30 protein-coding genes are annotated in these 22,529 nt (G+C 74.4%); 21 read left to right on the forward strand and 9 right to left on the reverse strand.

Annotated elements, in window-relative coordinates:
• Positions 1-134: 134 nt before the first annotated feature.
• The 7 genes from FXF50_RS24360 to FXF50_RS24380 all read left to right on the forward strand — a co-directional run bounded on the left by FXF50_RS24360 (position 135) and on the right by FXF50_RS24380 (position 4,615).
• Positions 135-1,187, forward strand: coding sequence for a hypothetical protein (locus FXF50_RS24360; protein WP_148431195.1), 1,053 nt, complete (start codon positions 135-137; stop codon positions 1,185-1,187).
• 83 nt (positions 1,188-1,270) lie between these two features.
• Positions 1,271-2,056, forward strand: coding sequence for a DUF2993 domain-containing protein (locus FXF50_RS24365; RefSeq protein WP_148431196.1), 786 nt, complete (start codon positions 1,271-1,273; stop codon positions 2,054-2,056).
• 83 nt (positions 2,057-2,139) lie between these two features.
• Positions 2,140-2,217: an Ms5788A family Cys-rich leader peptide gene (locus FXF50_RS30310; protein WP_311202345.1), complete on the forward strand. Its 78-nt coding sequence runs from the start codon at positions 2,140-2,142 to the stop codon at positions 2,215-2,217.
• 204 nt (positions 2,218-2,421) lie between these two features.
• Positions 2,422-3,270, forward strand: coding sequence for a sulfurtransferase (locus FXF50_RS24370; RefSeq protein WP_091317455.1), 849 nt, complete (start codon positions 2,422-2,424; stop codon positions 3,268-3,270).
• Between the two features lie 5 nt (positions 3,271-3,275).
• Positions 3,276-3,599, forward strand: a complete 324-nt coding sequence (locus FXF50_RS24375) for a DUF1416 domain-containing protein (RefSeq protein ID WP_148431197.1) — start codon at positions 3,276-3,278, stop codon at positions 3,597-3,599.
• Positions 3,600-3,613: 14 nt separating this feature from the next.
• Entirely contained in the window at positions 3,614-3,751 is a 138-nt protein-coding gene (locus FXF50_RS29425) for a hypothetical protein (protein ID WP_187399798.1), read from the forward strand.
• Positions 3,752-3,835: 84 nt separating this feature from the next.
• On the forward strand, positions 3,836-4,615 hold the full coding sequence (locus tag FXF50_RS24380) for a hypothetical protein (protein ID WP_255510177.1): 780 nt from the start codon (positions 3,836-3,838) through the stop codon (positions 4,613-4,615).
• Positions 4,616-4,670: 55 nt separating this feature from the next.
• Here FXF50_RS24380 and FXF50_RS24385 read toward each other — a convergent pair whose 3' ends face one another.
• The 3 genes from FXF50_RS24385 to FXF50_RS24395 all read right to left on the reverse strand — a co-directional run bounded on the left by FXF50_RS24385 (position 4,671) and on the right by FXF50_RS24395 (position 7,562).
• Positions 4,671-6,725, reverse strand: coding sequence for a glycogen debranching N-terminal domain-containing protein (locus tag FXF50_RS24385; protein WP_148431199.1), 2,055 nt, complete (start codon positions 6,723-6,725; stop codon positions 4,671-4,673).
• Positions 6,722-7,102 (reverse strand): SCP2 sterol-binding domain-containing protein, encoded by a 381-nt coding sequence (locus FXF50_RS24390; protein ID WP_148431200.1) that lies wholly within the window; start codon positions 7,100-7,102, stop codon positions 6,722-6,724. Before FXF50_RS24390 ends, FXF50_RS24385 begins: the two co-directional genes overlap by 4 nt.
• Before the next feature lie 85 nt (positions 7,103-7,187).
• The gene (locus FXF50_RS24395) at positions 7,188-7,562 is read right to left on the reverse strand and encodes a DsrE family protein (RefSeq protein ID WP_148431201.1); all 375 of its coding nucleotides are present in this window, start codon (positions 7,560-7,562) and stop codon (positions 7,188-7,190) included.
• A gap of 12 nt (positions 7,563-7,574) precedes the next feature.
• Between FXF50_RS24395 and mtfM the strand changes: the two genes are divergently transcribed.
• Positions 7,575-7,679: a small membrane protein MtfM gene (gene mtfM / locus FXF50_RS30155; protein ID WP_046570768.1), complete on the forward strand. Its 105-nt coding sequence runs from the start codon at positions 7,575-7,577 to the stop codon at positions 7,677-7,679.
• A complete protein-coding gene (locus tag FXF50_RS24400; protein ID WP_091317468.1) occupies positions 7,673-8,263 on the forward strand; it encodes an FABP family protein in 591 nt (196 codons plus the stop codon). The genes mtfM and FXF50_RS24400 overlap by 7 nt, the downstream gene beginning before the upstream one ends.
• Before the next feature lie 103 nt (positions 8,264-8,366).
• On the opposite strand, the gene FXF50_RS24405 is transcribed toward FXF50_RS24400, so the two are convergent.
• A complete protein-coding gene (locus tag FXF50_RS24405) occupies positions 8,367-9,215 on the reverse strand; it encodes an aminotransferase class IV (protein WP_148431202.1) in 849 nt (282 codons plus the stop codon).
• 67 nt (positions 9,216-9,282) lie between these two features.
• Here FXF50_RS24405 and FXF50_RS24410 point away from each other — a divergent pair, with 67 nt between their 5' ends.
• The 4 genes from FXF50_RS24410 (at position 9,283) to FXF50_RS24425 (ending at position 12,820) form a co-directional block, all read left to right on the forward strand.
• Positions 9,283-9,711 (forward strand): Fur family transcriptional regulator, encoded by a 429-nt coding sequence (locus tag FXF50_RS24410; RefSeq protein ID WP_091317473.1) that lies wholly within the window; start codon positions 9,283-9,285, stop codon positions 9,709-9,711.
• Complete coding sequence (locus tag FXF50_RS24415) at positions 9,708-10,820, forward strand: folate-binding protein YgfZ (RefSeq protein ID WP_148431203.1); 1,113 nt, start codon at positions 9,708-9,710, stop codon at positions 10,818-10,820. The genes FXF50_RS24410 and FXF50_RS24415 overlap by 4 nt, the downstream gene beginning before the upstream one ends.
• Positions 10,821-10,938: 118 nt before the next feature.
• The gene (locus FXF50_RS24420) at positions 10,939-11,766 is read left to right on the forward strand and encodes a 3-keto-5-aminohexanoate cleavage protein (protein WP_148431204.1); all 828 of its coding nucleotides are present in this window, start codon (positions 10,939-10,941) and stop codon (positions 11,764-11,766) included.
• Positions 11,767-11,860: 94 nt separating this feature from the next.
• Positions 11,861-12,820: an asparaginase gene (locus tag FXF50_RS24425; protein WP_148431205.1), complete on the forward strand. Its 960-nt coding sequence runs from the start codon at positions 11,861-11,863 to the stop codon at positions 12,818-12,820.
• A 14-nt stretch (positions 12,821-12,834) separates the two neighbouring features.
• Here FXF50_RS24425 and FXF50_RS24430 read toward each other — a convergent pair whose 3' ends face one another.
• Positions 12,835-13,632, reverse strand: coding sequence for an alpha/beta fold hydrolase (locus FXF50_RS24430; protein ID WP_255510174.1), 798 nt, complete (start codon positions 13,630-13,632; stop codon positions 12,835-12,837).
• Between the two features lie 111 nt (positions 13,633-13,743).
• Between FXF50_RS24430 and FXF50_RS24435 the strand changes: the two genes are divergently transcribed.
• The 5 genes from FXF50_RS24435 to FXF50_RS24455 all read left to right on the forward strand — a co-directional run bounded on the left by FXF50_RS24435 (position 13,744) and on the right by FXF50_RS24455 (position 17,094).
• A complete protein-coding gene (locus FXF50_RS24435; protein ID WP_148431207.1) occupies positions 13,744-14,358 on the forward strand; it encodes a helix-turn-helix domain-containing protein in 615 nt (204 codons plus the stop codon).
• On the forward strand, positions 14,355-15,068 hold the full coding sequence (locus tag FXF50_RS24440) for a hypothetical protein (protein ID WP_148431208.1): 714 nt from the start codon (positions 14,355-14,357) through the stop codon (positions 15,066-15,068). Before FXF50_RS24435 ends, FXF50_RS24440 begins: the two co-directional genes overlap by 4 nt.
• Before the next feature lie 72 nt (positions 15,069-15,140).
• Entirely contained in the window at positions 15,141-15,461 is a 321-nt protein-coding gene (locus FXF50_RS24445; protein ID WP_148431209.1) for a DUF2516 family protein, read from the forward strand.
• Positions 15,458-16,345: an alpha/beta fold hydrolase gene (locus FXF50_RS24450; RefSeq protein ID WP_148431210.1), complete on the forward strand. Its 888-nt coding sequence runs from the start codon at positions 15,458-15,460 to the stop codon at positions 16,343-16,345. The genes FXF50_RS24445 and FXF50_RS24450 overlap by 4 nt, the downstream gene beginning before the upstream one ends.
• Positions 16,346-16,356: 11 nt before the next feature.
• The gene (locus FXF50_RS24455; RefSeq protein WP_148431211.1) at positions 16,357-17,094 is read left to right on the forward strand and encodes an alanyl-tRNA editing protein; all 738 of its coding nucleotides are present in this window, start codon (positions 16,357-16,359) and stop codon (positions 17,092-17,094) included.
• Positions 17,095-17,126: 32 nt separating this feature from the next.
• Here FXF50_RS24455 and FXF50_RS24460 read toward each other — a convergent pair whose 3' ends face one another.
• Complete coding sequence (locus tag FXF50_RS24460) at positions 17,127-17,798, reverse strand: DNA polymerase beta superfamily protein (protein ID WP_148431240.1); 672 nt, start codon at positions 17,796-17,798, stop codon at positions 17,127-17,129.
• A 76-nt stretch (positions 17,799-17,874) separates the two neighbouring features.
• On the opposite strand from FXF50_RS24460, the gene FXF50_RS24465 reads away from it, so the two are divergent.
• Complete coding sequence (locus tag FXF50_RS24465) at positions 17,875-18,789, forward strand: SDR family oxidoreductase (protein WP_148431212.1); 915 nt, start codon at positions 17,875-17,877, stop codon at positions 18,787-18,789.
• On the opposite strand, the gene FXF50_RS24470 is transcribed toward FXF50_RS24465, so the two are convergent.
• Positions 18,780-19,799 (reverse strand): YafY family protein, encoded by a 1,020-nt coding sequence (locus FXF50_RS24470; RefSeq protein ID WP_148431213.1) that lies wholly within the window; start codon positions 19,797-19,799, stop codon positions 18,780-18,782. The genes FXF50_RS24465 and FXF50_RS24470 overlap by 10 nt on opposite strands.
• Positions 19,800-19,836: 37 nt before the next feature.
• Between FXF50_RS24470 and FXF50_RS24475 the strand changes: the two genes are divergently transcribed.
• A complete protein-coding gene (locus FXF50_RS24475; protein ID WP_148431214.1) occupies positions 19,837-20,631 on the forward strand; it encodes an EI24 domain-containing protein in 795 nt (264 codons plus the stop codon).
• Position 20,632: 1 nt separating this feature from the next.
• Positions 20,633-21,148 carry an O-acetyl-ADP-ribose deacetylase gene (locus tag FXF50_RS24480; RefSeq protein ID WP_148431215.1) on the forward strand — a complete coding sequence of 172 codons (516 nt, stop codon included), beginning with the start codon at positions 20,633-20,635 and terminating at the stop codon, positions 21,146-21,148.
• Here the strand turns inward: FXF50_RS24480 and FXF50_RS24485 are convergent.
• Both FXF50_RS24485 and FXF50_RS24490 read right to left on the reverse strand, forming a co-directional pair.
• On the reverse strand, positions 21,145-22,050 hold the full coding sequence (locus FXF50_RS24485) for a GNAT family N-acetyltransferase (protein WP_148431216.1): 906 nt from the start codon (positions 22,048-22,050) through the stop codon (positions 21,145-21,147). The genes FXF50_RS24480 and FXF50_RS24485 overlap by 4 nt on opposite strands.
• Positions 22,051-22,091: 41 nt before the next feature.
• Positions 22,092-22,523, reverse strand: a complete 432-nt coding sequence (locus tag FXF50_RS24490; RefSeq protein WP_148431217.1) for a RidA family protein — start codon at positions 22,521-22,523, stop codon at positions 22,092-22,094.
• Positions 22,524-22,529 lie beyond the last annotated feature (6 nt).

The raw sequence follows: 22,529 nt of genomic DNA on the forward strand, positions 1-22,529 counted from the left end.
AGCGTAACCGATGGTCCGGCCGTCACCTCTGTGCCCTTTCCTGTTTGTCGGATCTGCCCCCTATCGCGGCGCAGGTTTTAACGTTGCCGAAACCGTGACTCCGCCGGGCCGGGCCGGTCTGGCACGATCGGGGCGTGTTTCCCTCGACCTCGCCCGACACCGGCCGCGATCCGTGGTCCGACGGCCCGGCTCCCGGGCCCGCCGGCCCCGCCGGCCCCGCCCGTGGCTACCCGCCGGCCCCGCGAACCGGCCCGGCCGACGACGACGGGCGGGAGCGGAAGGGTCCCCGCCGGCTCCGCAAGAGCGGGCCGGGCCGGCGCCCGGACGACGAGCCCGACGAGGCGCCCGAGGAGGAGGTGCCGCCGGTCCCGGTGCGCCGTCCGCTCGCGCTGACCGTCGCGGGCTTCGCCGCGCTGCTCGGCGTGGGCCTGGTGCTCGGCGCGCAGACCGCCGGCCCGGGGCACCGGCTGCCGTTCGCGTTCATCATCTTCGGCGTCCAGCTGCTCTTCGTGCTGGCCTGGACGATGGCCATGCGCCCGCCCGCGCTGCTGGTCGTCGCGCTGGTCAGCGCCGGCGCGGCCGCGATCGCCGACGCCGCCGCCGTGCAGTCGGAGATCGCCGGCCTGGCCCCCCTCGGCTACGCCGCGGCCGCCGGCTTCCTGCTCGGCGTGCTCGGCCAGCTCGTCCGCCGGGTGGACCGGGTCCGGGTCACCGACTCCCTGGGCAGCACCCTGCTGATCGTGGTGGGGGTGGTCGCGTTCGCCACGCTGATCGTGCTGAGCCGTATCCCGAAGGGCACCCAGGCGATCACCGTCTGCCTCACGGCCACCGGCGTGGCCCTGCTGGTGGCCCGGCTCACCGACGCCGTGGCCCCCTGGCCCCGGCTCGCCCCGCAGGTGCCCCGGGGCGCCGCCGGCGTGGTCGCCGGCGCCATGCTCGGCACCCTGACCAGCGCCCTCCTCGGCAGCTACCTGGTCGGCTTCACCCCGACCAGCGCCGCGCTGGTCGGCCTGGTGACGGCGGGCACGGCCGTGCTGGCCGACCTCGCCGTCGGGTACGCCGAGGCGGGCCGGCTCATGGCCGGTGAGCCGCCCACCATGTGGGTCGCCCGGCACATGCAGGGCCCCCTGGGCGGCTTCGCGCTCGCCGCGCCGGCCGCGTACGCCATGTGCGTGCTCTTCCTCTAAAGCCGCGCGGTTGGGGAAACGGCGCCTCGGGTAAGTACGGTTGCGCCGCGAGACGCGGTGATGCGGCGAGGGCAGGAGGCGGCGTGGCAGAGGCGTACCCGGCGAACGAGGGCCGGCCCCGACGGCGGGGCCGGAAGGTGCTGGTCGGTTTCGTCGTCCTGCTGCTGGTCCTGGCCGGGCTCCTGGTCGTCGCCGACCGGGTGGCCGCCGGCGTCGCCGAGCGCGCCATCGCCGACCAGGTCAAGAAGGAGGTCGCCAAGCAGGACGCGCAGTCCGCGGCGCCCCAGGTCGAGGTGGGCGGATTCCCGTTCCTCACCCAGGTGCTCGCCGGGAAGTACGAGCACATCTCCATCGTGCTGACCGACGTGCAGGGCAACGTGCAGGGCGACGCGGTCAGCGTGCCGCGGCTGGACGTGGACGCCCGGGACGTCAAGGCGTCGCTGGACACCCTCCGCTCCGGTCGGGGCGACGTGGTGGCCGAGACCGTCGACGGCCGGGGCACCGTGACCTACGACAGCCTGGCCAAGCTGCTCGACCGGCCCGGGCTCACCCTGGGCGAGCGGAACGGCAAGCTCGCGGTCACCGCGCCGGTGGACATCCTCGGCGCCAAGCTCACCGTCAACGGCACCGCCGACGTGACCGTCGCCAACGGCAAGGTGGCGCTGCGCTTCAACGACCTGACCGCCCAGGGCCTGCCCAACCTGCCGCTCGCGAAGACGCTGCTGGCCAACTACGCCAGGGGCATCTCGATCGACGTGCCCCTTCCGGAACTGCCGTTCCAGCTCAACGTGCGCAAGGTGGAGCCCAGGCCGGAGGGCCTGGTGGTCACCGCCGACGCGCGGAACGTGCCGATCAACTCCGCCGGCTGAGGCCGGCCCGCACTCCCGGCCGGTGTCCCGGATGCTGGTCGGCCCGGTGGCGCCGATCGGGTCGGCTGGTAGTCTCCCTCTCCATGGGGACGCTCCTCACCAAACGGCGCGCGGTCGACCTGTGCCGCGTGGCCACCTGCCTGTGTCGCCCCGTCATCTGACGGCGGGGCTGTCCTCGGCCGCCTAGCGGCCACCGGCACGCAGGGTCCGCGTACCCTCCGGCTCTCCCCCTGATCGCCCGGCAGCGGCGCCGTCGCACGTACCCGTGATCCGTTCCTAGCTCTGGGTCCCGCGCGTGGTGCGACAATCACCGACTTCGATCTCCACGCGCTGGCTCACCATCCATCCTCACAGGGAGTGATCTGATGAGTCGCGACACCGCACTCGTCTCGGCCGAGTGGGCCGAGAAGAACATCGACGCCCCGGGCGTCGTCTTCGTCGAGGTCGACGAGGACACCTCGGCCTACGACACCGGCCACATCGCGGGCGCCGTCAAGCTCGACTGGCGCACCGACCTCCAGGACCCGGTGCGCCGGGACTTCGTCAACCAGGCCCAGTTCTCCGAGCTGCTCTCGGCGCGGGGCATCGGCAACGACGACACCGTGATCCTCTACGGCGGCAACAACAACTGGTTCGCCGCGTACGCGTACTGGTACTTCAAGCTCTACGGCCACCGTGACGTGAAGCTGCTCGACGGCGGCCGCAAGAAGTGGGAGCTGGACGCCCGCCCGCTGGTCACCGACACGGTGGAGCGCCCGGCCACGCAGTACGTCGCGCAGGCGCCGGACACCTCGATCCGGGCCTTCCGCGACGAGGTCGTCGACGCGATCGGCACCAAGAACCTCGTCGACGTGCGCAGCCCCGACGAGTACGCCGGCCGGCTGCTCGCCCCGGCCCACCTCCCGCAGGAGCAGGCCCAGCGCGCCGGCCACGTGCCGACCGCGATCAGCGTCCCGTGGTCCAAGGCGGCCAACGAGGACGGCACCTTCAAGTCCGACGACGAGCTGCGCAAGATCTACGCCGACGCCGGGCTGGACGACAGCCGCGAGACCATCGCCTACTGCCGGATCGGCGAGCGCTCCTCGCACACCTGGTTCGTGCTCCAGGAGCTGCTCGGCCACCGCAACGTGAAGAACTACGACGGTTCCTGGACCGAGTACGGCTCGCTGGTCGGCGTGCCGGTCGCGCTCGGCGACGAGCCCGGGGAGGCCTGATCACCATGACTGCTCCCACCGCCGCCGGCTGCGCCGCCCCGGACCAGGCCGCCCCCCTCCCGGCCAGCCTGGACCTGGAGAAGGAAACCGTCATCACCGGCCTGGTCACGGCCGAGTCCGGCGAGGTCGTGCCGGGCGCGTACGTCCGGCTGCTCGACTCGACGGGCGAGTTCACCGCCGAGGTGGTGACCTCCCCGGCCGGCCAGTTCCGGTTCTTCGCCGCGCCCGGCAACTGGACTTTGCGGGCGCTCTCCCGGCACGGCAACGGCGACACCGCCGTGGCCGCCGCCCGCGGGATCAACGAGGTCACCGTCACGGTCGCCGCCTGACCCACGCTCTGATCGTGGCCCGCCGTCCCCACCGGGAACGGCGGGCCACGGCCGTTCCGGTGCCCGCCGTGCCGGTACGCCGGGAACGGCGGGCCACGGACGTTCCGGGAGCCGGGGCGACGGGCGCGGCCGGGCCGGTCGCCGGCGCGTGACACGATGGCCCGGTGAGTGGTGCCGTCCAGGCGGGATACGCCCCGCCGACCCGTCCTGACCAGCCGACCCGGGGCCGGCGTCGGCTGCGCTGGCTGGTGGCCGCCACGGCGGCGTGGGCGGTGCTGCTCGCCGGGCTGACCTGGTGGTCGGTGCGGCACGACCCGCCGACGGTGAAGGAGCAGCGCACCCTGGGCCAGGCGCTGCCCGTGCTGACCCGTGCGGCCGGCCAGGTGGTGGCCGCCGTCGGCGACGCCGCCTGGGCGTTCACGCCGCCCGTCGTCGAGCGGGGCTGCCGCGTCACCCCGCTGGCCGACGGCGCGTCGCTCAGCCGGGGGGTGGACGTGCTGGTGCCCGCCGGTGGGGAGCGCGAGGTGCTGGACCGCGTGGCGCGGCGGCTGCCCGCCGACTGGCGGGCCGGGGTGGCCCCGGAGGCCGGCGGCCCCCGGCTGCGCGCCGACGCGGGGGAGTTCGTGGCGGTCGACGGCCGGGTCGTGGCCGACGGCCGGGTCCGCTTCTCGGTGGACACCGGCTGCCGCCCGCTCGACACCACGGCCGTCGACGCCCACCTGCTCCCGGGGTACCCCCTGGGGTCGGAACTCGACGGGGCGCTGCGGGCCCTGGGCCGGCCGGCCCCTCCGGACCCCGAACAGGTCGTCGCCCCGTGCCCCGCGGGCGGGGTCGCCCGCACGGTCCGCGTCGCCGCCGGCGCGGAGCCGGTGTCGCTGGCCGCGCTGAAGCCGCTCGGCGCCGCCGTGGTCGACCGCCCCGAGGAGTACGCCTACCGCAGCGGATCCGTGGTCGTGCTGGCCGACGCCACCGGCGACCAGCTCCGACTCGCGGCCTCCACCGGCTGCGCCGGCTGACGTCCCGGCGGCCGGCCGGGCGACCGCCGCGTCGTGGGGCGGACCGGGTCGACGGTCAGTGCCCGCGCTGGTGGTCGTGCGGCGTGCGGCTGCGGCCCAGGGCGTCCACCCGGCCCCACCGGCCGGGGATGTCCAGCAGCTCCACCCGGCCCATCCCGCCGGGGACGGCGGGATCGATGATCAGGTGCTCGCCCTGCGGCTCCAGGCCCAGCATCACCCGCAGCAGCAGCAGCGGGGTGCCGGCCGACCAGGCCTGCGGGCTGCACGCGGTGGGGTACTCCACCGGATAGTCGGTGAGACCCCGCTCGTAGCCGGCGAAAGCCTCGGGCAGCCGCCCGTCGAAGTAGCGGGACGCGCTCAGCAGCCCCTCGCAGATCTGCCCGGCCTCGTCCCGGAAGCCGTACTTCCACAGGCCCCAGGCGATGATCGAGTTGTCGAACGGCCAGACCGTGCCGACGTGGTAGCCGACCGGGTTGTACCGGCCCTGGTCGTCGGCGAGGGTCCGCACCCCCCAGCCGGAGAAGAGCCGCGGCCCGAGCAGCTGCCCGGCGACGGCCGCCGCCCGGGACTCGTCGACGATGCCGCTCCAGAGCAGGTGCCCGATGTTGGAGGAGAGCCCGTCCACGTGCCGCCCGTCCGGGTCCAGCGCGAGCGCGTAGTACTCCCGCTCCGGGATCCAGAAGTCCCGGTTGAACCGCTCCTTCAGCGCCGCCGCCTCGCGCTCCAGCCGGTCGGCGTACGCCGGGTCGTTCCAGTGCTTGCGGGCCAGCCGGGCGCCGCGCAGCTTGGCGTCGTACGCGTAGCCCTGGAGTTCGCAGGTGGCCCGGGGGAACGGCGGCAGCCGGCCGTCGGAGTAGGAGATCGAGTCCCAGGAGTCCTTCCAGCACTGGTTGGCCAGGCCGGTCTCCGGGTTTCGGGTCATGTACCAGACGTAGCCGGTGCCGAGCAGGTCGCCGTAGGAGTCGAGCCAGTTCAGCGCCCCCCGGGCCTCCTGCTCCAGCTGCCGGACCAGCTTCGTGTCCCCGGTCCACCGCTCGTACTCGTCGAGCAGGATCACGAAGAGCGCGGTGGTGTCCGCCGCGCCGTAGTACGGGGAGTGCGGCTGCTCCTGGAAACCGGCGGTCTCGCCGTAGCGCAGCTCGTGCAGGATCTTGCCGGGCTCCTCGTCCCGGAAGTCGTCCAGCCGGCTGCCCTGGAGGGCGGCCAGCATGAGGATGGTCGGCGGGACCAGCTCGGGCAGGAACGGCAGCACCTGGAGCGAGGTGAAGATGCTGTCCCGCCCGAACAGGGTCATGAACCAGGGCAGGCCGGCGGCGAGCAGGCGTACGCCCAGCGCGATCGACTCGTACCGGAGGGCGGCCAGGTCGTTCAGGCTGCGCCGGTATGCCCCGGCCAGCGGCTGGCAGTCGCAGCCCAGCTTCGGAGCCCGCTCGATCAGCTCGTTCTGCTCGGCGTGGATGGCCGCGACCGTGCGGTGCCCGCCGAGCGGCAGGGTGGCCCGGATGTCCTCCCCCCGGGCCCCGAAGATGGAGGTCTCCACGCGCAGCTGGGTGGTCCACTCGCCGTGCGGCCCGACCCGGAGCCGGTAGGTCAGCCCCTCCTGGTCGAAGTCGCCGGGCGCGGTGCTGGTCACCACCACCTCGCGGTGGAACCCCTCCCGCCGGTAGGTGAGCCGCAGCGAGTCCCCGCTGACCGCGGGCGTGGCGCGCCCCTTCTTCTGCCGCTGGTGCTTGATCTCGAACAGGTCGGCGAAGTCCGAGCCGATGTCCACCCGCAGGGTGAACTCCACCTCCTGGCCGGAGTGGTTGAGCAGGGTCAGCTCCTCGTCGAAGCTGCCGCCGATCGACCGGCTGCGGATCACCGACACCGTCGCGTCCAGGTAGTGCGTCGGCTCGCCGGGGACCAGGAAGAACCGGGTCCGGTACGACATCGAGTCGTCGATCGAGAGCGGGTGCAGCCGCTGCCCGTTGAGGGTGAGCAACCAGGTCGAGATGAACCGGGTGTCGAAGGAGAAGAGCCCCGTGGGGAAGTCGAACGACGGCTCGATGTCGCCGCGCCGGTCGCTGACCAGGAAGGTGTTGCCGTCCAGGATGCTGATGCGTTCCTTCATCCCGGCCGCCGGACGTGTTCGCGGGCGGTCTCCCGGGGGTCCCGGACGCCGGGCGGGTCGGGAAAGAACCGGCGGAACACCAGGAACAGCACCACGTTGCCGCTGAACGTGGCCTCGTTGCGCAGCACCGCCGCCATGCCGGCCTGCCGGCCGGTGACCAGTTCCTCGAACAGCTCGGCGCTGACCGTGAAGACGGCGTCGGCGGGCAGTTGCTCCCGGGTCACCTGGATCGCGCCGGGCGCCAGTTCCAGGTACCAATGCTCGGTGCGGTTGCCGGTGGTCAGGTCGATCTGGAGGCGGCCACGCGTCGGGCCGCGCAGCACCCCCGGGGCCCGCGCCGGCAGGGACCCGAAGAACCGCTCGATCACCTCACCCACAACCGAATCGTAGGCAGCGGTCGGACATGTCGGGCCAGGAACGGCAGTCCACGCGGAACGGACATCAGCCGCGCGGCCCGGTGGGTCAGTAGACCAGGGCCTGGGCGCCCTCGGTCATCGCCTCCTCGACGAAGACCGCCGCCCCGGCGATCCGTACGCCGGGGATGACGTCGTCCTGACCGATGTCCCGGCGGGCCGCGCACTGGGTGCAGGCGGTCACCTTGCCGGTGGTCAGGATGACGTGCAGCAGCTCGGCCAGCGGCGCGGAGTGCGGGAGTTCGAAGCCCTGCGCCCGCCCGGGCAGCGCGAACCAGGTCGATTCGCCGGTGAGCCAGAGCGACACGTCGACCCCGGCGGCGGCCGCGGTGGCGGCGACGGTGAAGGCCTGTGCGCAGCGCTCCGGGGCGTCCGCGCCGGCGGTGGCCTTGACGACGAGAGTGCGGGCCATGACGCCCAGCATAGGATGACCGGGATGGTTACCGAGATCGGGTTCGTCAGCCTGCTGGTCGCCGGCCTGGGCGCGCTCGCCGGTGGCCTCGTCTACCTCGCTGTTCGCATCTCGAGAGGAAAATGGTGAGCGAGAACCCGCTCCAGCCGCCGTGGCTGAACGCGCCGCCGGTCGACCCGTACCCGTACGAGGAGAGCCACGACCTGCGCGTCGGCCCGAAGCTGCACCGGAGTCTGGACGGTCTGCTCCCGTACATCGGGGTGTGGCGCGGGCGGGGTCGCGGCGGGTTCCCCACGATCGAGGACTTCGACTTCGCGCAGGAGATCCGGATCAGCCACGACGGCCGGCCGTTCCTGTTCTACGAGTCCCGCGCCTGGATCCTGGACGAGCAGAGCCGCCCGGTCCGCCCGGCCGGGCGTGAGGTGGGCTGGTGGCGTCCGGTCATGGACGGCGACCGGGTCACCGACGAACTGGAAGCGCTGATGACCACGCCCACCGGCGTGATGGAGCTGCACATCGGCAAGCGCAAGGGCACCCAGATCGAGTTCGCCACCGACGCGGTGGTCCGCACGGCCACGGCCAAGGAGGTCACGGCGGGCGCCCGCCTCTTCGGCATCGTCGAGGGCGCCCTCCTGTACGCCCAGGAAATGGCCGCGGTAGGCCACCCCCTGAGCCCCCACCTCTCGGCCCGCCTGACCCGAGTAGCCGGCTGACCCCCCGCCCCCTACCCGGCCCACCCGCCCCACCCCGCCTCCGGCCCGGCGATCATGAAGTTAGCGGCGACAAATCGGGCGTAGAACGCCGCTAACTTCATGATCAACGGACCGAGAAGCCCAGGAGGGTGAGGAGGGCGGGGGTCAGGGGGGAGTGCGGGCGGGGGGTTTTGTCCAGGGCGGTCACCTCGGCCAGGCCGCGGAGGGATGACGTCAGCCAGATGGCGTCAGCCATCTGCAGGTCGGCGGGGGTGGGTAGGCGTTCGTCCGCCGTGAGGCCCAGGTCGGCCGCGTGGTCGAGGAGCCAGTGGGCGGTCACGCCGGGCAGGACGCCGGTTTCGGCCGTCGGCACCGTGCACAGCGTCGTGCCGGTCAGCCAGACCACGTTCGCGGTCGGCGCCTCCAGGACGTAGCCGTCGGTGGAGACCCACAGCACGTCGTCCACCCCGGTCCGCTCCGCCCAGCGGCGGGCCGCGGTGCTCACCGCGTACGAGGTGGACTTCACCCCGGCCGGCAGCCAGCCCAGCTCCGGGCGGGAGCGGGCGGCCACTCCGAGTGGCAGGGTGGCGACTGTCACCCCGTCCCGCCGGGCCCGGCGCGCGGCCGCCGGCACCTCGCCCAGCGTCGCGTAGACCGTGGTGGGTCCGCCGCCCTCCGGTCCCCGGGTGCAGACCAGCCGCAGCGCGCCCTCGACCTCGGGCGGCCAGCCCGCGCGGATTGTGTCGAGCAGCTCGACCAGCACCGCGGTGGGAGGCAGGGCCAGCCCGACGGCGTCGGCGCCGGCCCGCAGCCGGGCCAGGTGGGCGTCGCGCAGCCAGGGCTGCCCGCCGCGCAGGTGCAGGGTCTCGAAGAGGCCGTCCCCGTGCAGCACGCCCCGGTCGTCGCCGCGCAGCACCGCCTCGCCGGCCGGCACCACACCCCGGCCCGGCACGGCCACCCGCGTCGCCACCACGAGCGCAGCGTAGTGGCGTACCCCGGCGGCGGGCGGACCGGCGCGGCGGCCGAACTATGATCGGACGGTGTCCGAACCCTCCCTGGCGGAACTGCTCCGCTCCCGTGGGCTGCGGCTGACGGCGCAGCGGCAGCTGGTCCTCCAGGCTGTCCTGGACCTGGGGCACGCCACGCCGGAGCAGGTGCACACTGCGGTGCGCGAGGTGGCCGCCGGGGTCAACATCACCACCATCTACCGCACGTTGGAGCTGCTGGAACGGCTGGGTCTGGTGACCCACACCCACCTGTCGCACGGGTCGCCGACCTACCACGCGGCGGGTGAGCACCAGCACGTGCACCTGGTCTGCCGGGAGTGCGGTGCGATCGACGAGATCGACCCCGAGCTGCTCCGGCCGCTCGCCGAGCAGCTGGCCGCGCAGCGGGGATTCCAGGTCGACATCGGGCACGTGGCGCTCTTCGGCGTCTGCGGCCAGTGCGAGGACGGGGAGCGCCAATGATCGACATCGCGGGAGCGGTGGCCGCCGAGGCCATCGACGAGGAGACGCGGGACCAGCCCGAGCCGGTCCACCGGGCGGCCGGGGTCGGCCCGGTGGCCGCCCACTACGGCGACCCGATGCGCGAGCAGCGCACCCTGGCCACCGGCGTCGGGCTGGTCGACCGCTCGCACCGGGGCGTCATCGCGGTGCCCGGCGAGGAGCGGATGACCTGGCTGCACACGCTGACCAGCCAGCACCTCGCGGCGCTGCGCCCGTGGCAGGGCACCGAGCTGCTGGTGCTCTCCCCGCACGGGCACGTCGAGCAGCACGCCATGGTCGCCGAGGACGGCGAGACCACGTGGCTGGACACCGAGCCCGGGATGACCGGCGGCCTGCTGTCCTACCTGGAGAAGATGCGGTTCTTCAGCAGGGTCGACCCGCGGGACGCCACGGCCGACCACGCGCTGCTCTCGCTGGTCGGGCCGGAGGCCACCGGCGCGCTCGACACCCTCGGGGTCACCGGGCTGGCCGCGCCGGACGTGGTCGCGGTGCCGGGTCCGAAGTTCCGCTCCGGCGAGCTGCCGTCCCGGCCCTCCGTCGTGTACGACGTGAAGCCGCTGGCCGTCGGCGGCTGGGCCCGGCGGGTGGCGCTCGGCGTCGACCTGCTGGTGCCCCGCCCGGCCATGGCCGAGGTGGTCGAGGAGCTGCGCGGCGCCGGCGTGCCGGTGGCCGGGCTGTGGGCGTACGAGGCGGTGCGGGTGGCCGCCCGGCAGGCCCGGGCCGGGGTGGACACCGACCACCGGACCATCCCCGCCGAGGTGGGCCTGATCGGCTCGGCCGTACACCTCGACAAGGGCTGCTACCGCGGGCAGGAGACGGTGGCCCGGGTGCACAACCTGGGCAAGCCGCCGCGCCGGCTCGCCCTGCTGCACCTGGACGGGGTGACCACCGACCAGCCCCCGGCCGCCGGCACGCCGGTGACCCTCGACGGCCGGACGGTCGGCTTCGTGGGCACCGCCGTGCACCACTTCGAGCTGGGTCAGATCGCCCTGGCCGTGGTCAAGCGGAACGTGGCCGACGACGCCCGCCTGATGGTGGGGGAGACGGCCGCGGCCATCGATCCGGCGTAAGGGCTGTCGTCCCGGCGGCCATGAAGCGGAAAATCTTCCGCATCCGGTGGCGGGTGCGCCTGATTCTGCTGCGATCCGGCTGTCGACCGGAGGGCAGCCGGCGGTTTAGGATCCGGGCATGACCACAGGGACGTTGATCACGGTTGCCCCGACCGGCGCGGAGTCGGCCAAGGCGGAGGTGCCGGCGCTGCCGGTGACCCTGGACGAGCTGCTGCTGACCGCCAAGGAGTGCGAGGCGCTCGGCGCCGCCGTGATCCACGTCCACATCCGCGACGACGAGGCGAAGCCCACCCTCGACCAGGGCCGGCTGCGGGAGACCGTGGCGGCGCTGCGCCAGAGCACCGACCTGATCGTGCAGCTCTCCTCCGGCGGCGCGGTGACCGACCCGGAGTCCGCGCGGCTGGCCGTGCTCGACGCCGGCCCGGACATGGCCTCCTGCACCATGGGCACGGTCAACTTCGGCGACGACGTGTTCCTCAACCGCTGGGAGTTCATCGTCGACCTGCACACCCGGATGCAGGAGCGGGGCGTCGTCCCCGAGTACGAGATCTTCGACCTCGGCCACCTCACCGCGCTCCAGCGCCTGCTCGGCAAGTACGGCCTGCCGCACGGCGGGCACGTGCACGTCGACTTCGTCATGGGCGTGCCGGGCGGCATGCCGGGCACCACGGCCACCCTGGTCGCCGCCCAGCAGATGCTGCGCGACCTGCCCGAGGGCACCACGTTCTCGGCCACCGGCATCGGCCGCAGCACCATCCCCGTGATGCTGGCCTCGCTCTCGGCCGGTGGTCACCTCCGGGTCGGCATGGAGGACACCGTCACGTACGCCAAGGGCCGCCCGGTCGAGTCGAACATGCAACTGGTCGCCCGCGCGGTCGGCTTCGCCCAGCTCGCCCAGCGTCCGCCGCTCACCACCGCCGAGGCCCGGGCGCTGCTCGGCCTGTAAGCGACGGTCCGCCCGGCACCCCTGTACGCGGGCGGCCGACGCCGCTGGTCACCCCGGTGCCGGGCCCTCCGGGGCCCTCGGTACCGTCCACTCCGTGGGAAAGACGTACGAGGGCGGCGTGCCGCTCGCCGAGGTGGTCCGGTCCGGGTTCGTGGAGGGCGTCCACCGTGGTTCCGTGGTGGTGCTCGACGCCGCCGGCGCGCCGGTGTCCGGGGCGGGTGACGTCGCCTCGCCGATCTTCCCCCGGTCGTCCAACAAGCCGATGCAGGCGATCGGGATGCTCCGGGCCGGCCTGCCGCTGACCGACCCGGCCGACGTGGCGCTGGCCTCGGCGAGCCACGCCGGCGAGGAGTTCCACGTCGAGCGGGTCACCGCCCTGCTGCGCGGCGCCGGCCTGACCGAGGAGGCGCTGCACTGCCCGCCGGACCTGCCGGTCGGCGAGGCGGCCCGGGAGGCGGTGCTGCGCGCCGGGGGCGGGCCGACCCGGACCCTCATGAACTGCTCCGGCAAGCACACCGCGATGCTGCTCACCTGCCTGGCCGCCGGGTGGCCGCTGGACGGCTACTGGCGCCCCGAGCACCCGCTCCAGCAGCGGCTCACCGCCGCGATCGAGGAGTTCACCGGGGAGACGGCGGCGGCCGTCGGGGTGGACGGCTGCGGCGCGCCGGTGCTCGCCGTCTCGCTGACCGGGCTGGCGCGCGCCTTCCTGCGGCTGGTCTCCGCCGAGCCGGACACCGTCGAGCGGACCGTGGCCGACGCGATGCGGGCGTACCCGGAGCTGGTCGGGGGCACCCAGGCCGACGACACCCGGCTGATGCGGGGCGTACCCGGGCTGCTGGCCAAGGTCGGCGCGGAGGGCGTGATCGCGGCGGCGGTGCCGGGCGTCGGCGCGGTCGCCCTCAAGATCGACGACGGCGCCGGCCGCCCCCGGATGCCCGTGCTGGTCTCCGCGCTGCGCCGCCTGGGCGTAGAGGCCCCGGTCCTGACCGAGTACGCCGAGATCCCGCTACTCGGCGGCGGCCTCCCGGTAGGCGCGGTCCGCCCGGTCTGGTAGCCCTCGGCGGCGGGTCAGGGGAGGAAGTCGAGCAGTGCGGCGTTGACCGGCTCGGGGCCCTCCAGGGGGAGCAGGTGGGCCGCGTCGGGGACGTCCGGGAGTCGCGTGCCCTGCGGGGCCTCGGCGGCGATCCGGTCGGCCAGCCGGCGGATGTCGGCCAGGTCGTCCGCGCCCGCGGCCGCCAGCACCGGCATCCGCAGCTCGGCCAGCCGGTCGATCGCCGGCGGGTCGAGCTCGCCGGCCTCGACCGCGCTGAGCGCCTGCTCGGCGGCGAGCGCCCGGCGGTCCATCTCCTCGGCGAACCGGATCAGCTCCGGGTCGACGTCGGCGGGCTGGCGGGTCGGGCCGACCACCCAGAACCGCACCTCGCCGGCCGCGGTCGCGGCGAAGTCCTCCGGGTCCACGTCGCCGACCAGCTCCTCCCAGAGCCGCTCGGTCTCCTCGGTCCACTCGTTGCCGGAGACGGGGGCGCCGAAGAGGGCCAGCGCGGCCACCCGGTCCGGGTACGCCAGCGCGGTGTCCACCGCCACCTTGCCGCCGAACGAGCAGCCCACCAGGGCGGCCTGCGCGAGGCCCAGCGCGTCGAGCAGCCCGATCACGTCGTCGTGGTGCGCGAACGGGGCGGGTGGCAGCTCGGAGTCGCCGTAGCCCCGCAGGTCGACGGCGATGACCCGGTGCCGGGCGGCGAGCGCGGGCAGCTGGTGCCGCCACATTCGCCGGTCGGCGATGCCGGCGTGCAGCAGCACCACCGGGGTGCCGCTACCGGCCTCGTCGTACGCGAGCTGGGCGGCGTTGATCTCGATCTTGACCACGGGGGAACCGTACGGACGCGACACCCGGCGCGCAACCGGCTATCCGTGACCTCGCTAACTCTGGCTAGCACTTTGCTTGCAGCAGCTAGCACCGCGAGCTAGCGTGGAGTCATGGCCACCAGCAAGGACCTTCCCGACGTCGGCGGGTTCATTCGCGACCTGCGCCGCAACGCGAAGATCTCGCTGCGCCAGCTCGCCGAGCAGGCCGGCGTCAGCAACCCGTACCTGAGCCAGATCGAGCGCGGCCTGCGCAAGCCGAGCGCCGAGGTGCTCCAGCAGCTCGCCAGCGCCCTGCGCGTCTCCACCCCGGCCATGTACCTGCGGGCCGGGCTGCTGGACGACAAGGAGGGGCAGGGCGTGCTCGCGGCGATCGCCGTCGACCCCGAGCTGACCATGGCCCAGAAGCAGTCGCTCACCCAGATCTACGAGACGTTCCGCCGGGAGAACGCGCGCCTCGCCGAGGCGACGGCCGCGGCCCAGGCGGCCACCGAACCGGAGGCCCCGGCCACCGCGCCGGCCACCGCGCCGGAGGCCCCGGCCACCGTCGCGCCGGCCGCGACCGGCCCCACGACGCCGGACGGCACCCCGACCGAGGCGGTCCTCGAGTCGGTCGCCGTCACGGAGGCGGGCACGGCGCCCGCCCCGACCACCGCCGTCCCCCAGAAGAAGACCGCCCGCAGGGTGGTCCGGAAGGCCGCCGGTGCGGCCGAAGAGGAGCAGTCATGACCCAGCCGAAGACCAACCGCATCCCCGCCCCCGTCTACGCCGCCGCCGGCGCCGGCGAGCTGGCCCTCCAGCAGCTGCGCAAGCTGCCCACCGTGGTCAGCGACCTCGGCACCCGGGTCGTCGCCGACCTCGGTGGCAAGGCGGTCGTCACCGGCTTCGAGCTGCGCCAGAAGGCCACCGAGACGCTGAAGACCGCCAACCTGACCGCCACCGGGCTGCGGGAGAAGGCCGGCTCGGGCGACCTCGACAAGCTGCGCGAGGCCGCCAACCTGGACAAGCTGCGCGAGGCCGCCAACCTGGACAAGCTCCGGGAGGCCGCCAACCTCGACAAGCTGCGCGAGGCCGCCGGCCGCAACGCCGCCGCCGTGCTGGCCGGCGCCCAGGCCGCGCAGGAGCGGGCCCTGGCCGCGTACGCCGAGCTGGTCGCCCGCGGTGAGCGGGTCGTCGGCGCGGGCGTGCTGGAGGCCGCCGACACGGTGAACGCCGACATCGAGGCGACCGAGGCGGACACCACCCCGGCCGCTCCGGCCACCCCCGCCCCGGCCGAGGTGCCCACCCCGGCCGAGGTGGCCGAGGTCGTCGAGGCCCAGCCCGCCGCCGTGAAGCGGACCCGGGCGAAGGCCACCACCGCCAAGGCGACCGCCACCAAGGCCACCCCCTCGGCGAAGCTGCCGAAGACCACGAAGCGGACCCGCCCGGCCGCCGAGTGAGTCGAGCCTGGACCGAGACCCCGGACGGCGTCCTGTCGGACGTTTCCGGGGTCTCGGCATAAGCTTGCCGACATGGCCTACGCCGCGCCGCTCTTCTACCTCGAAGTCCGCTACGTGATCGAGCTGATCCTGCTCGTCTTCGCCCTGGTCATCGAGGCCGTCTCCCTGGTGCACGCGATCACCCAGCGATCCGACGCCTTCGCGGCCATCGGCACCCTCCCCAAGGGTGGCTGGATCGCCATCCTGGCCGTCTGCATGGTGCTCACCCTGCTCGGCGTCGGCGGTGGCGTGCTCAGCATCTTCGGTCTCATCGGTGTCGCCGCGGCGCTGATCTACCTACTGGACGTCCGGGTCGGCCTCCGTGACCTGCACGACGGCCGGGGCTCCTGGTGAGAGGTTTCCGCTGGCCACCACCGCCGGACGGCGGGCCCCGCACCTGGGGCCCGGGCCCCGGCGCGCCCCGCACCGGCCGCCCGGCCCTGCCCGAGCCGGAGACCGAGCTGGTCACCACCCCGCACGGCGTACGCCTGGAGCGGCTGGTCACCGGCACCGGTGACCCGGTCACCGTGTTCGCGCACGGGCTGGGCAACGGCATCGCCACCACCCGCCCGTTCGGCAGCGGCGTCACCGGCCGGCGGCTCTTCTTCCAGTTCCGCGGGCACGGCCGCTCCGACTCGCCGCCCGGCCCGTGGAGCTACCTCGACCTGGCCCGTGACCTGCGGGCCGTCGCCGACCTCGGCGGCGCCACCCGGGCCTTCGGGGCCAGCCTCGGCGCCGGCGCGCTCTGCCGGCTGCTCGTCGAGAGCCCGGAACGCTTCGAGAAGCTGGTGTTCTTCCTGCCGGCCGTGCTGGACACCCCGCGCGGCGAGGTGGCCCGCACCCGGCTCACCGACCTGCTCGACGCCGTGGCCGACGGGGACGCCTCCGCGCTGGCCGACGTGGTGTCGCTGGAGCTGCCGCCCTCGGTCCGCAACACCCCGGCCGGCTGGGCCTACCTGCGACAGCGGCTCGACCAGCTGCTCCGCGACGGGCTCGCGCCGGGCCTGGCCAGCCTGCCCGACCAGGCTCCGGTGCGCGACGCCGGTGCGCTCGCCGCGGTCACCGCGCCGGCCCTGGTGATCGGCTGCGCGGGCGACGACCTGCACCCGGTGGCCGTCGCCGAGCAGTTGGCCGCCGCGCTGCCCGCGGCCACCCTGCACGTGTACGACCGGCCCGGCGTGCTCTGGACGGAACGCGCCGACCTGCGGGAGCGGATCTCGACGTTCCTCAACGGGTAACGTCGGCGGTCATGGGCGTCACACACCACGGCCGTACGCACCGACTCGACCTCGCCGACCCCACCCTGCGGGAGTGGCAGTGCACGGTGCTGGCGGCCGATCCCGAGCAGGGCATCGTGCTGGACCGGTCGGCCTTCTACCCGGGCGGCGGCGGGCAGCCGCCGGACCACGGGGTGCTGCTCTGGCAGGGGGTGCAGACCCGGATCGTGGGCACTCGCAAGGGCGACGACCTCTGGCTCGTCCCGGCCGAGGGTGACCCGGTGCCCCCGGTCGGCACCGCCGTCACCGGCGCGGTCGAGGACACCCGGCGGACCATGCTGATGCGTACCCACTCCGGGCTGCACGTGCTCTGCGGCGTGGTGTTCCGCGACTTCGGCGCCCTGGTAACCGGCGGCAACATGGAACCGGGCGAGGCGCGGATGGACTTCAACCTCCCCGAGGTGCCGCCGGACTTCAAGGCCCGCATCGAGGACCTGGTCAACGCCGAGGTGGCCGCCGACCGGTCGGTCGCCGTCCGGGTGCTGCCCCGGGCGGAGGCGCTGGCCCTGCCGGACATCATCCGTACCCAGTCCAACCTGATCCCGCCGGAGGAGCAGGAGGTGCGGATCGTCGACATCGTCGGGCTGGACGTGCAGGCCGACGGCGGCACCCACGTGGCCTCCACCGCCCAGATCGGCAAGGTGCAGGTGGTCAAGGTGGAGAGCAAGGGCCGCGCCAACCGCCGGGTACGCGTCCGCCTAGCGGACTAGGCAGCGGAGCCGCCTGGTCGACTGAGGCCGGTTCAGCGCGGCAGGTGCGCCGCCCGCACGTCGAGCAGCCACCGCTCCACGGTCTCCTCGTCCGGGCGCTCCGGCAGCGGGGTGCGGATCCGGGCGAAGTCCCGCTCGGCCGCCGCCACCAGCTCCTCCGCCTCGGCCAGCGCGCCACCGGCCACCCGCTCGCCAAACGCCCGGAACCACTCCGGGTCGGCCAGCCGGATCTCCAGCACGCCGGTCGCGTAGAGCACCCGGCCCTGGTGCAGCAGCCGGGCCAGGTGCCGGGCGTGCTTCGCCGACCGGCGCCGACCCCCGACAGAGGAGTCGCGGGTGGTCAGCTTGCGGAACTGCTGGCTCGCGTAGCCGAGGTAGGCGTCCCGCACCCGGGGCGCGCTGAGGAACGCCGCGCGGATGCCGATCAGCCGCTCGCCGAACTCCGTTCGGGTCTCGTAGCACTCCTCGGGCAGCCACATCAGCTCGGTGGCGGTCGGGTTGCCGCTCAGCGCGAGGCGGGCGTACTTCGCGCACTCGTGCAGGGTCACGTCCGGACCGGTCGTCACCACGGACTCGCGCGGTGGGTGCAGGCCGTGGAAGGCGACCGTGGGCGCGGCGAAGACGCCGATCCGGTCCACGTCCGAGTCCGGCCCGGCCAGCCCGTACGCGACCGAGCCGACGATCCCGGAGAGCAGCAGGTGCATGCGGGCCATGATGGCCGATCCGGATCGCTCCGGAAACCGGACTTCGGCTGTCAGGTATCGGTGTCACGGTGGTGGCATGACCACACCGCTGACAGGGAAGATCGCGCTCGTCGCCGGCGCGACCCGGGGCGCCGGCCGGCAGATCGCCGTCCAGCTCGGCGCCGCCGGTGCCACCGTCTACGCCACCGGCCGCTCCACCCGCGCCCGCCGCTCCGAGATGGACCGGCCGGAGACCATCGAGGAGACCGCCGAGCTGGTGACCGCCGCGGGCGGCACCGGCATCGCCGTCGCCGTCGACCACCTCCACCCCGAGCAGGTCCGCGGCCTCGTGGCGCGGATCGACGCCGAACAGGGCCGCCTGGACGTGCTGGTCAACGACATCTGGGGGGCCGACCCGCTGATCACCTGGGAGAAGCCGGTCTGGGAGCAGCCCCTCGACGCCGGCTTCCGCACCCTCCGGCTGGCCGTCGACACCCACATCATCACCAGCCACTTCGCGTTGCCGCTGCTGATCCGCAACCCCGGGGGCCTGGTCGTGGAGATCGGCGACGGGACCAAGGAGTACAACGACACCGAGTACCGGCTCTCGGTCTTCTACGACCTGGCCAAGGTCTCGGTGAACCGGCTCGCCTTCAGCCAGGCGCACGAACTCGCGCCGCACGGCGCCACGGCGGTCGCGCTCACCCCCGGCTGGCTGCGCTCGGAGGCGATGCTGGAGCACTTCGGCGTCACCGAGGCCAACTGGCGCGACGGCGCGGCGAAGGACCCGCACTTCGTCATGTCGGAGACGCCGGCCCTCGTGGGGCGCGCGGTGGCCGCCCTGGCCGCCGACCCGGACCGGGCCCGCTGGAACGGGAAGTCCCTGGACAGCGGCGGGCTGGCCCAGGTGTACGGCTTCACCGACCTCGACGGCACCCGCCCGCACTGGGCGCGCTACTACGAGGAGGTGGTCCGGCCCGGCAAGCCGGCGAACGACACCGGCTACCGCTGACCGGTGTCCGGCGGGGCCGGCCCGTCGCCAGCGTCCGGGTCGTGGGCGTAGAGCGCGGCCGCGCGGCGGGCCGCCACGGCGCAGCGGGCCCGCAACTCGGGCGGGTCGAGCACCTCCACCTCGGGGCCGAGCGCCAGCAGTTGGGCGTACGCCACCTCGACCGACTCGACGGGCAGCCGGAGCACCACGCGGCCCTGCCCGTCGGGCCGGCCGGCGGCGGCGACCGCCTCGGCGTGGACGAACGGCGCGTCGACGAGGTGCCGCAGCGCGCGCAGACCGGCCGGGCTGAGCCGGACGGTGACCTCGGCCCGGAGCATGTCCCGCAGGAACGCCTCGGCCTGCTCCCGCCAGTACGCCCCGAGGTCGAAGCCCTCGTCCCGCGCGAAGCTCTCCCCGCCCACCGCCACGCCGACCACCCGGTCCACCCGGTACGTCCGCCACCCGTCGCCGACCCGCCCGACCAGGTACCAGACGCCGTTCTTCAGCACCAGCCCGTACGGCGCGACGGCGCGGGTCACCTCGCGGTCACCGCGCCGGTAGCGCAGCTCGACCAGCCGGTCCCGCCACACGGCCCGGGCCAGCTCGGCCAGGCGCGGGGGCGGGCCGGCCTCCCGGAACCAGCCCGGCACGTCCAGGTGGAACCGCTGGCCGGTCCGGGCGGGAGCGTCCCGCAGGCTCGGGGGCAGCGCGGCGAGCACCTTCAGCTCGGCGGCGGCGACCGCGTCGGCCAGCCCCATGTCGCCGGCCGGCCCGGGCAGCCCGGCCAGGAAGAGCGCCTCCGCCTCGTCCCGGGTCAGCCCGGTCAGCCGGGTCCGGTAGCCGCCGAGCAGGCGGTAGCCGCCGGCGCGGCCCCGGTCGGCGTACACCGGCACCCCGGCCGCCGAGAGCGCCAGCACGTCCCGGTAGACGGTGCGCTCGGAGACCTCCAGCTCGCGGGCCAGCTCGGCCGCGGTCATCGTCTCCCGCGCCTGGAGCAGCAGCACCAACGAGATCAGCCGGGACGCACGCACCCGCCCATTGTGCGCGCGGCCACTAGGCTCCCTGATCGTGGACGCACCCCGCCTCGCCGCGCCCGTGACCGGCGCCGTCACCCGTTTCCTCGCCGGCGCCGGCCTGCTGCTGCGCGGCCTCGGCCTCTACGTCCGCAGCCCGGGGCTGATGCTGCTCGGGATCGTGCCGGCGCTGATCTCCGGCGTGCTCTTCGTGGCCCTGTTCGCCACCCTGCTGTACTTCGTGGACGACCTGGCCGCGCTGGTCACCCCGTTCGCGGACGACTGGTCGGCGACCTGGCGCAGCCTGGTCCGGGTGACGGCCGGGCTGGCCGTCGTGGGGCTGGCCGGCCTGCTCGGGGTGCTCACCTTCACGGCGGTCACGCTGGCCGTCGGCGACCCGTTCTACGAGAAGATCTCCGAGCGGGTCGAGGAGCGCCTCGGCGGCACGCCCGGCGCCGTCGACGTGCCGTTCTGGGCCTCGCTGCGGCGCAGCATCCTGGACTCGCTGCGCCTGGTGGCCATCTCCGCGCTGGTGGGCGTACCCCTCTTCGTGGCCGGTTTCATCCCGCTGGTCGGGCAGACGGTGGTCCCGGTGGTCGGCGCCCTGGTGGGCGGCTGGTTCCTCGCGCTGGAGCTGGTCGGCGCGCCGTTCTACCGGCGCGGCATGCGCCTGCCGGAGCGGCGGTCGTTGCTCAAGGCGGACCGACCGACCACCCTGGGCTTCGGGGTGGCGGTCTTCCTCTGCTTCCTGATCCCGCTCGGCGCGGTGCTGGTCATGCCGGCCGCCGTCGCCGGCGCCACCCTGCTGGCCCGCCGGTCGCTCGGGCAGTCCGTCGTCGAGGAGGCGTGACATGGAGACGGTCCTGATCGAGGGGGACATCACCGCGCAGCAGGTCGACGCCATCGTCAACGCGGCCAACTCCTCGCTGCTCGGCGGCGGGGGAGTGGACGGCGCCATCCACCGCGCGGGCGGGCCGGCCATCCTGGAGGAGTGCCGGGCGCTGCGTGCGACCCGCTACCCGGACGGCCTGCCCACCGGTCAGGCGGTCGCCACCACCGGCGGCCACCTGCCGGCCCGCTGGGTGGTGCACACCGTCGGGCCGGTCTTCTCCCCGCGCGAGGACCGGTGGGTGCTGCTGCGCGACTGCTACGCCAACAGCCTCCGGATCGCCGACGACCTGGGCGCGCTGAGCGTCGCCTTCCCGCTGATCTCCGCGGGCGTCTACGGCTGGCCGGTCGAGGACGCGGTGGCCCAGGCGCTGGCCGTGCTGCACGCGGCCACTCCGGTCAACGTCACCGAGGCCCGGCTGGTGCTCTTCGGCGCCGACACCTACGCGACCGCCGTCCGGGTCGCCGCCGGGCGCTAGTCGAGGTCGCGCAGGCAGGACCACTGGCTGGCCACCGGCCGGTAGCCGAGCCGGGCGTTGACCGCCAGCATCGGCCCGTTCGCCTCGTCGTTCGAGGTGTACGCGGTGCGTACCCCGGAAGCCGCCGCCCGGTGCAGCGCGGCCTGCTTCGCCAGCCGGGCCAGCCCCCGGCCCCGGTGCTCCGGGACGGTGCCGGTGAAGTCCGACCACATCCGGTCGCCGTCCCGCTTGACCAGGCTGACGGCGACCAGCCTGCCGTCCACCTCGGCCAGCGTGCTGGCGTGCCGGTCCAGCCCCAGGTTGTCCCAGACCTCGTGGTGCCAGGTGTCGTAGCCGAGCGCGTCGGTCGGTACGTCGCCCGGCTCGTCCAGCGACGACTCGGCGTCCACCCGGTGGACCTCCCGCGGGTCCACCTCGGCGGCCGGCACCAGCCGTACGCCGGGCGGCGGCTCGGGCATCGGCGGCGCGGGCCGGAGGTCGAGCGCGGAGTAGCGCAGCTCCCGGCTGGGTGTGAAGCCGTGCCGGCGGGCGAACGGCAGGGACCCGGGCTGGGACCAGGTGAGCAGCCGCTTCGCGCCGAGCAGGCGCAGGTGGGCGAGCGCGGCGTCCACGAGGGCCGTGCCGACTCCCCGGAGCCGGTGCGCCGGGTGGACGTGCAGGGTCGAGATCTCCCCGACGTCCGCCGCGGAGGTCTGGATGTTGCGGTACGCCGACACCCAGCCGACCACCTGCCCGTCCGCCTCGGCCACCCAGGCCGCCCAGTCCTCACCGGGGGGCGGCTGGGCGATCATGCGTCGGGTCGACTCGACGCCGCGCACCAGGTACGGGTGGACGACGGTGCGCAGCGCCACGACGCCGGGCGCGTCGTCGGGGCGGGCGGGTCGGATCAGCTCGTCGGTCATTCGGCCGACCCTAGAGCTGTCGCCCGCCACCGGCGACGGGATTATCGGGGCGGGGGCTCGCCCACCTCGGCGCGGACCGCGGCGACCGCCTCGACCTCGACGAGCTGGTCCGGGTAGCCGAGCACGGCCACGCCGAGCAGGGTGCTGGGTGCATCGTGGTCGCCGAACGCGTCCCGGACGATCTGCCAGACGGACACCAGGTCGGCGCGGTCGCCGCTGGCCACGTAGACGGTGGTCTTGACGACATCGGCGAGCCCGGCGCCGGCGGCGGCCAGTGCCGTCTCCAGGTTGGCCATCACCTGCCGGGCCTGGGCGGCGGGCTTCCCGGGCGCGACGGTCCGTCCCTCGGCGTCCAGCGGGCAGGCCCCGGCCGTGAAGATCAGCCGCGCGGGCGGCGCGACCTCGGCCGCGTACGCGTACTCCGCGACGTCGGAGAGCTGGGGCGCACGGATCAGGCGCACGGTGTCGGTCACGGCGCG

It is taken from the genome of Micromonospora sp. AP08 (assembly GCF_008085935.1).
Taxonomy (GTDB): domain Bacteria; phylum Actinomycetota; class Actinomycetes; order Mycobacteriales; family Micromonosporaceae; genus Micromonospora; species Micromonospora chersina.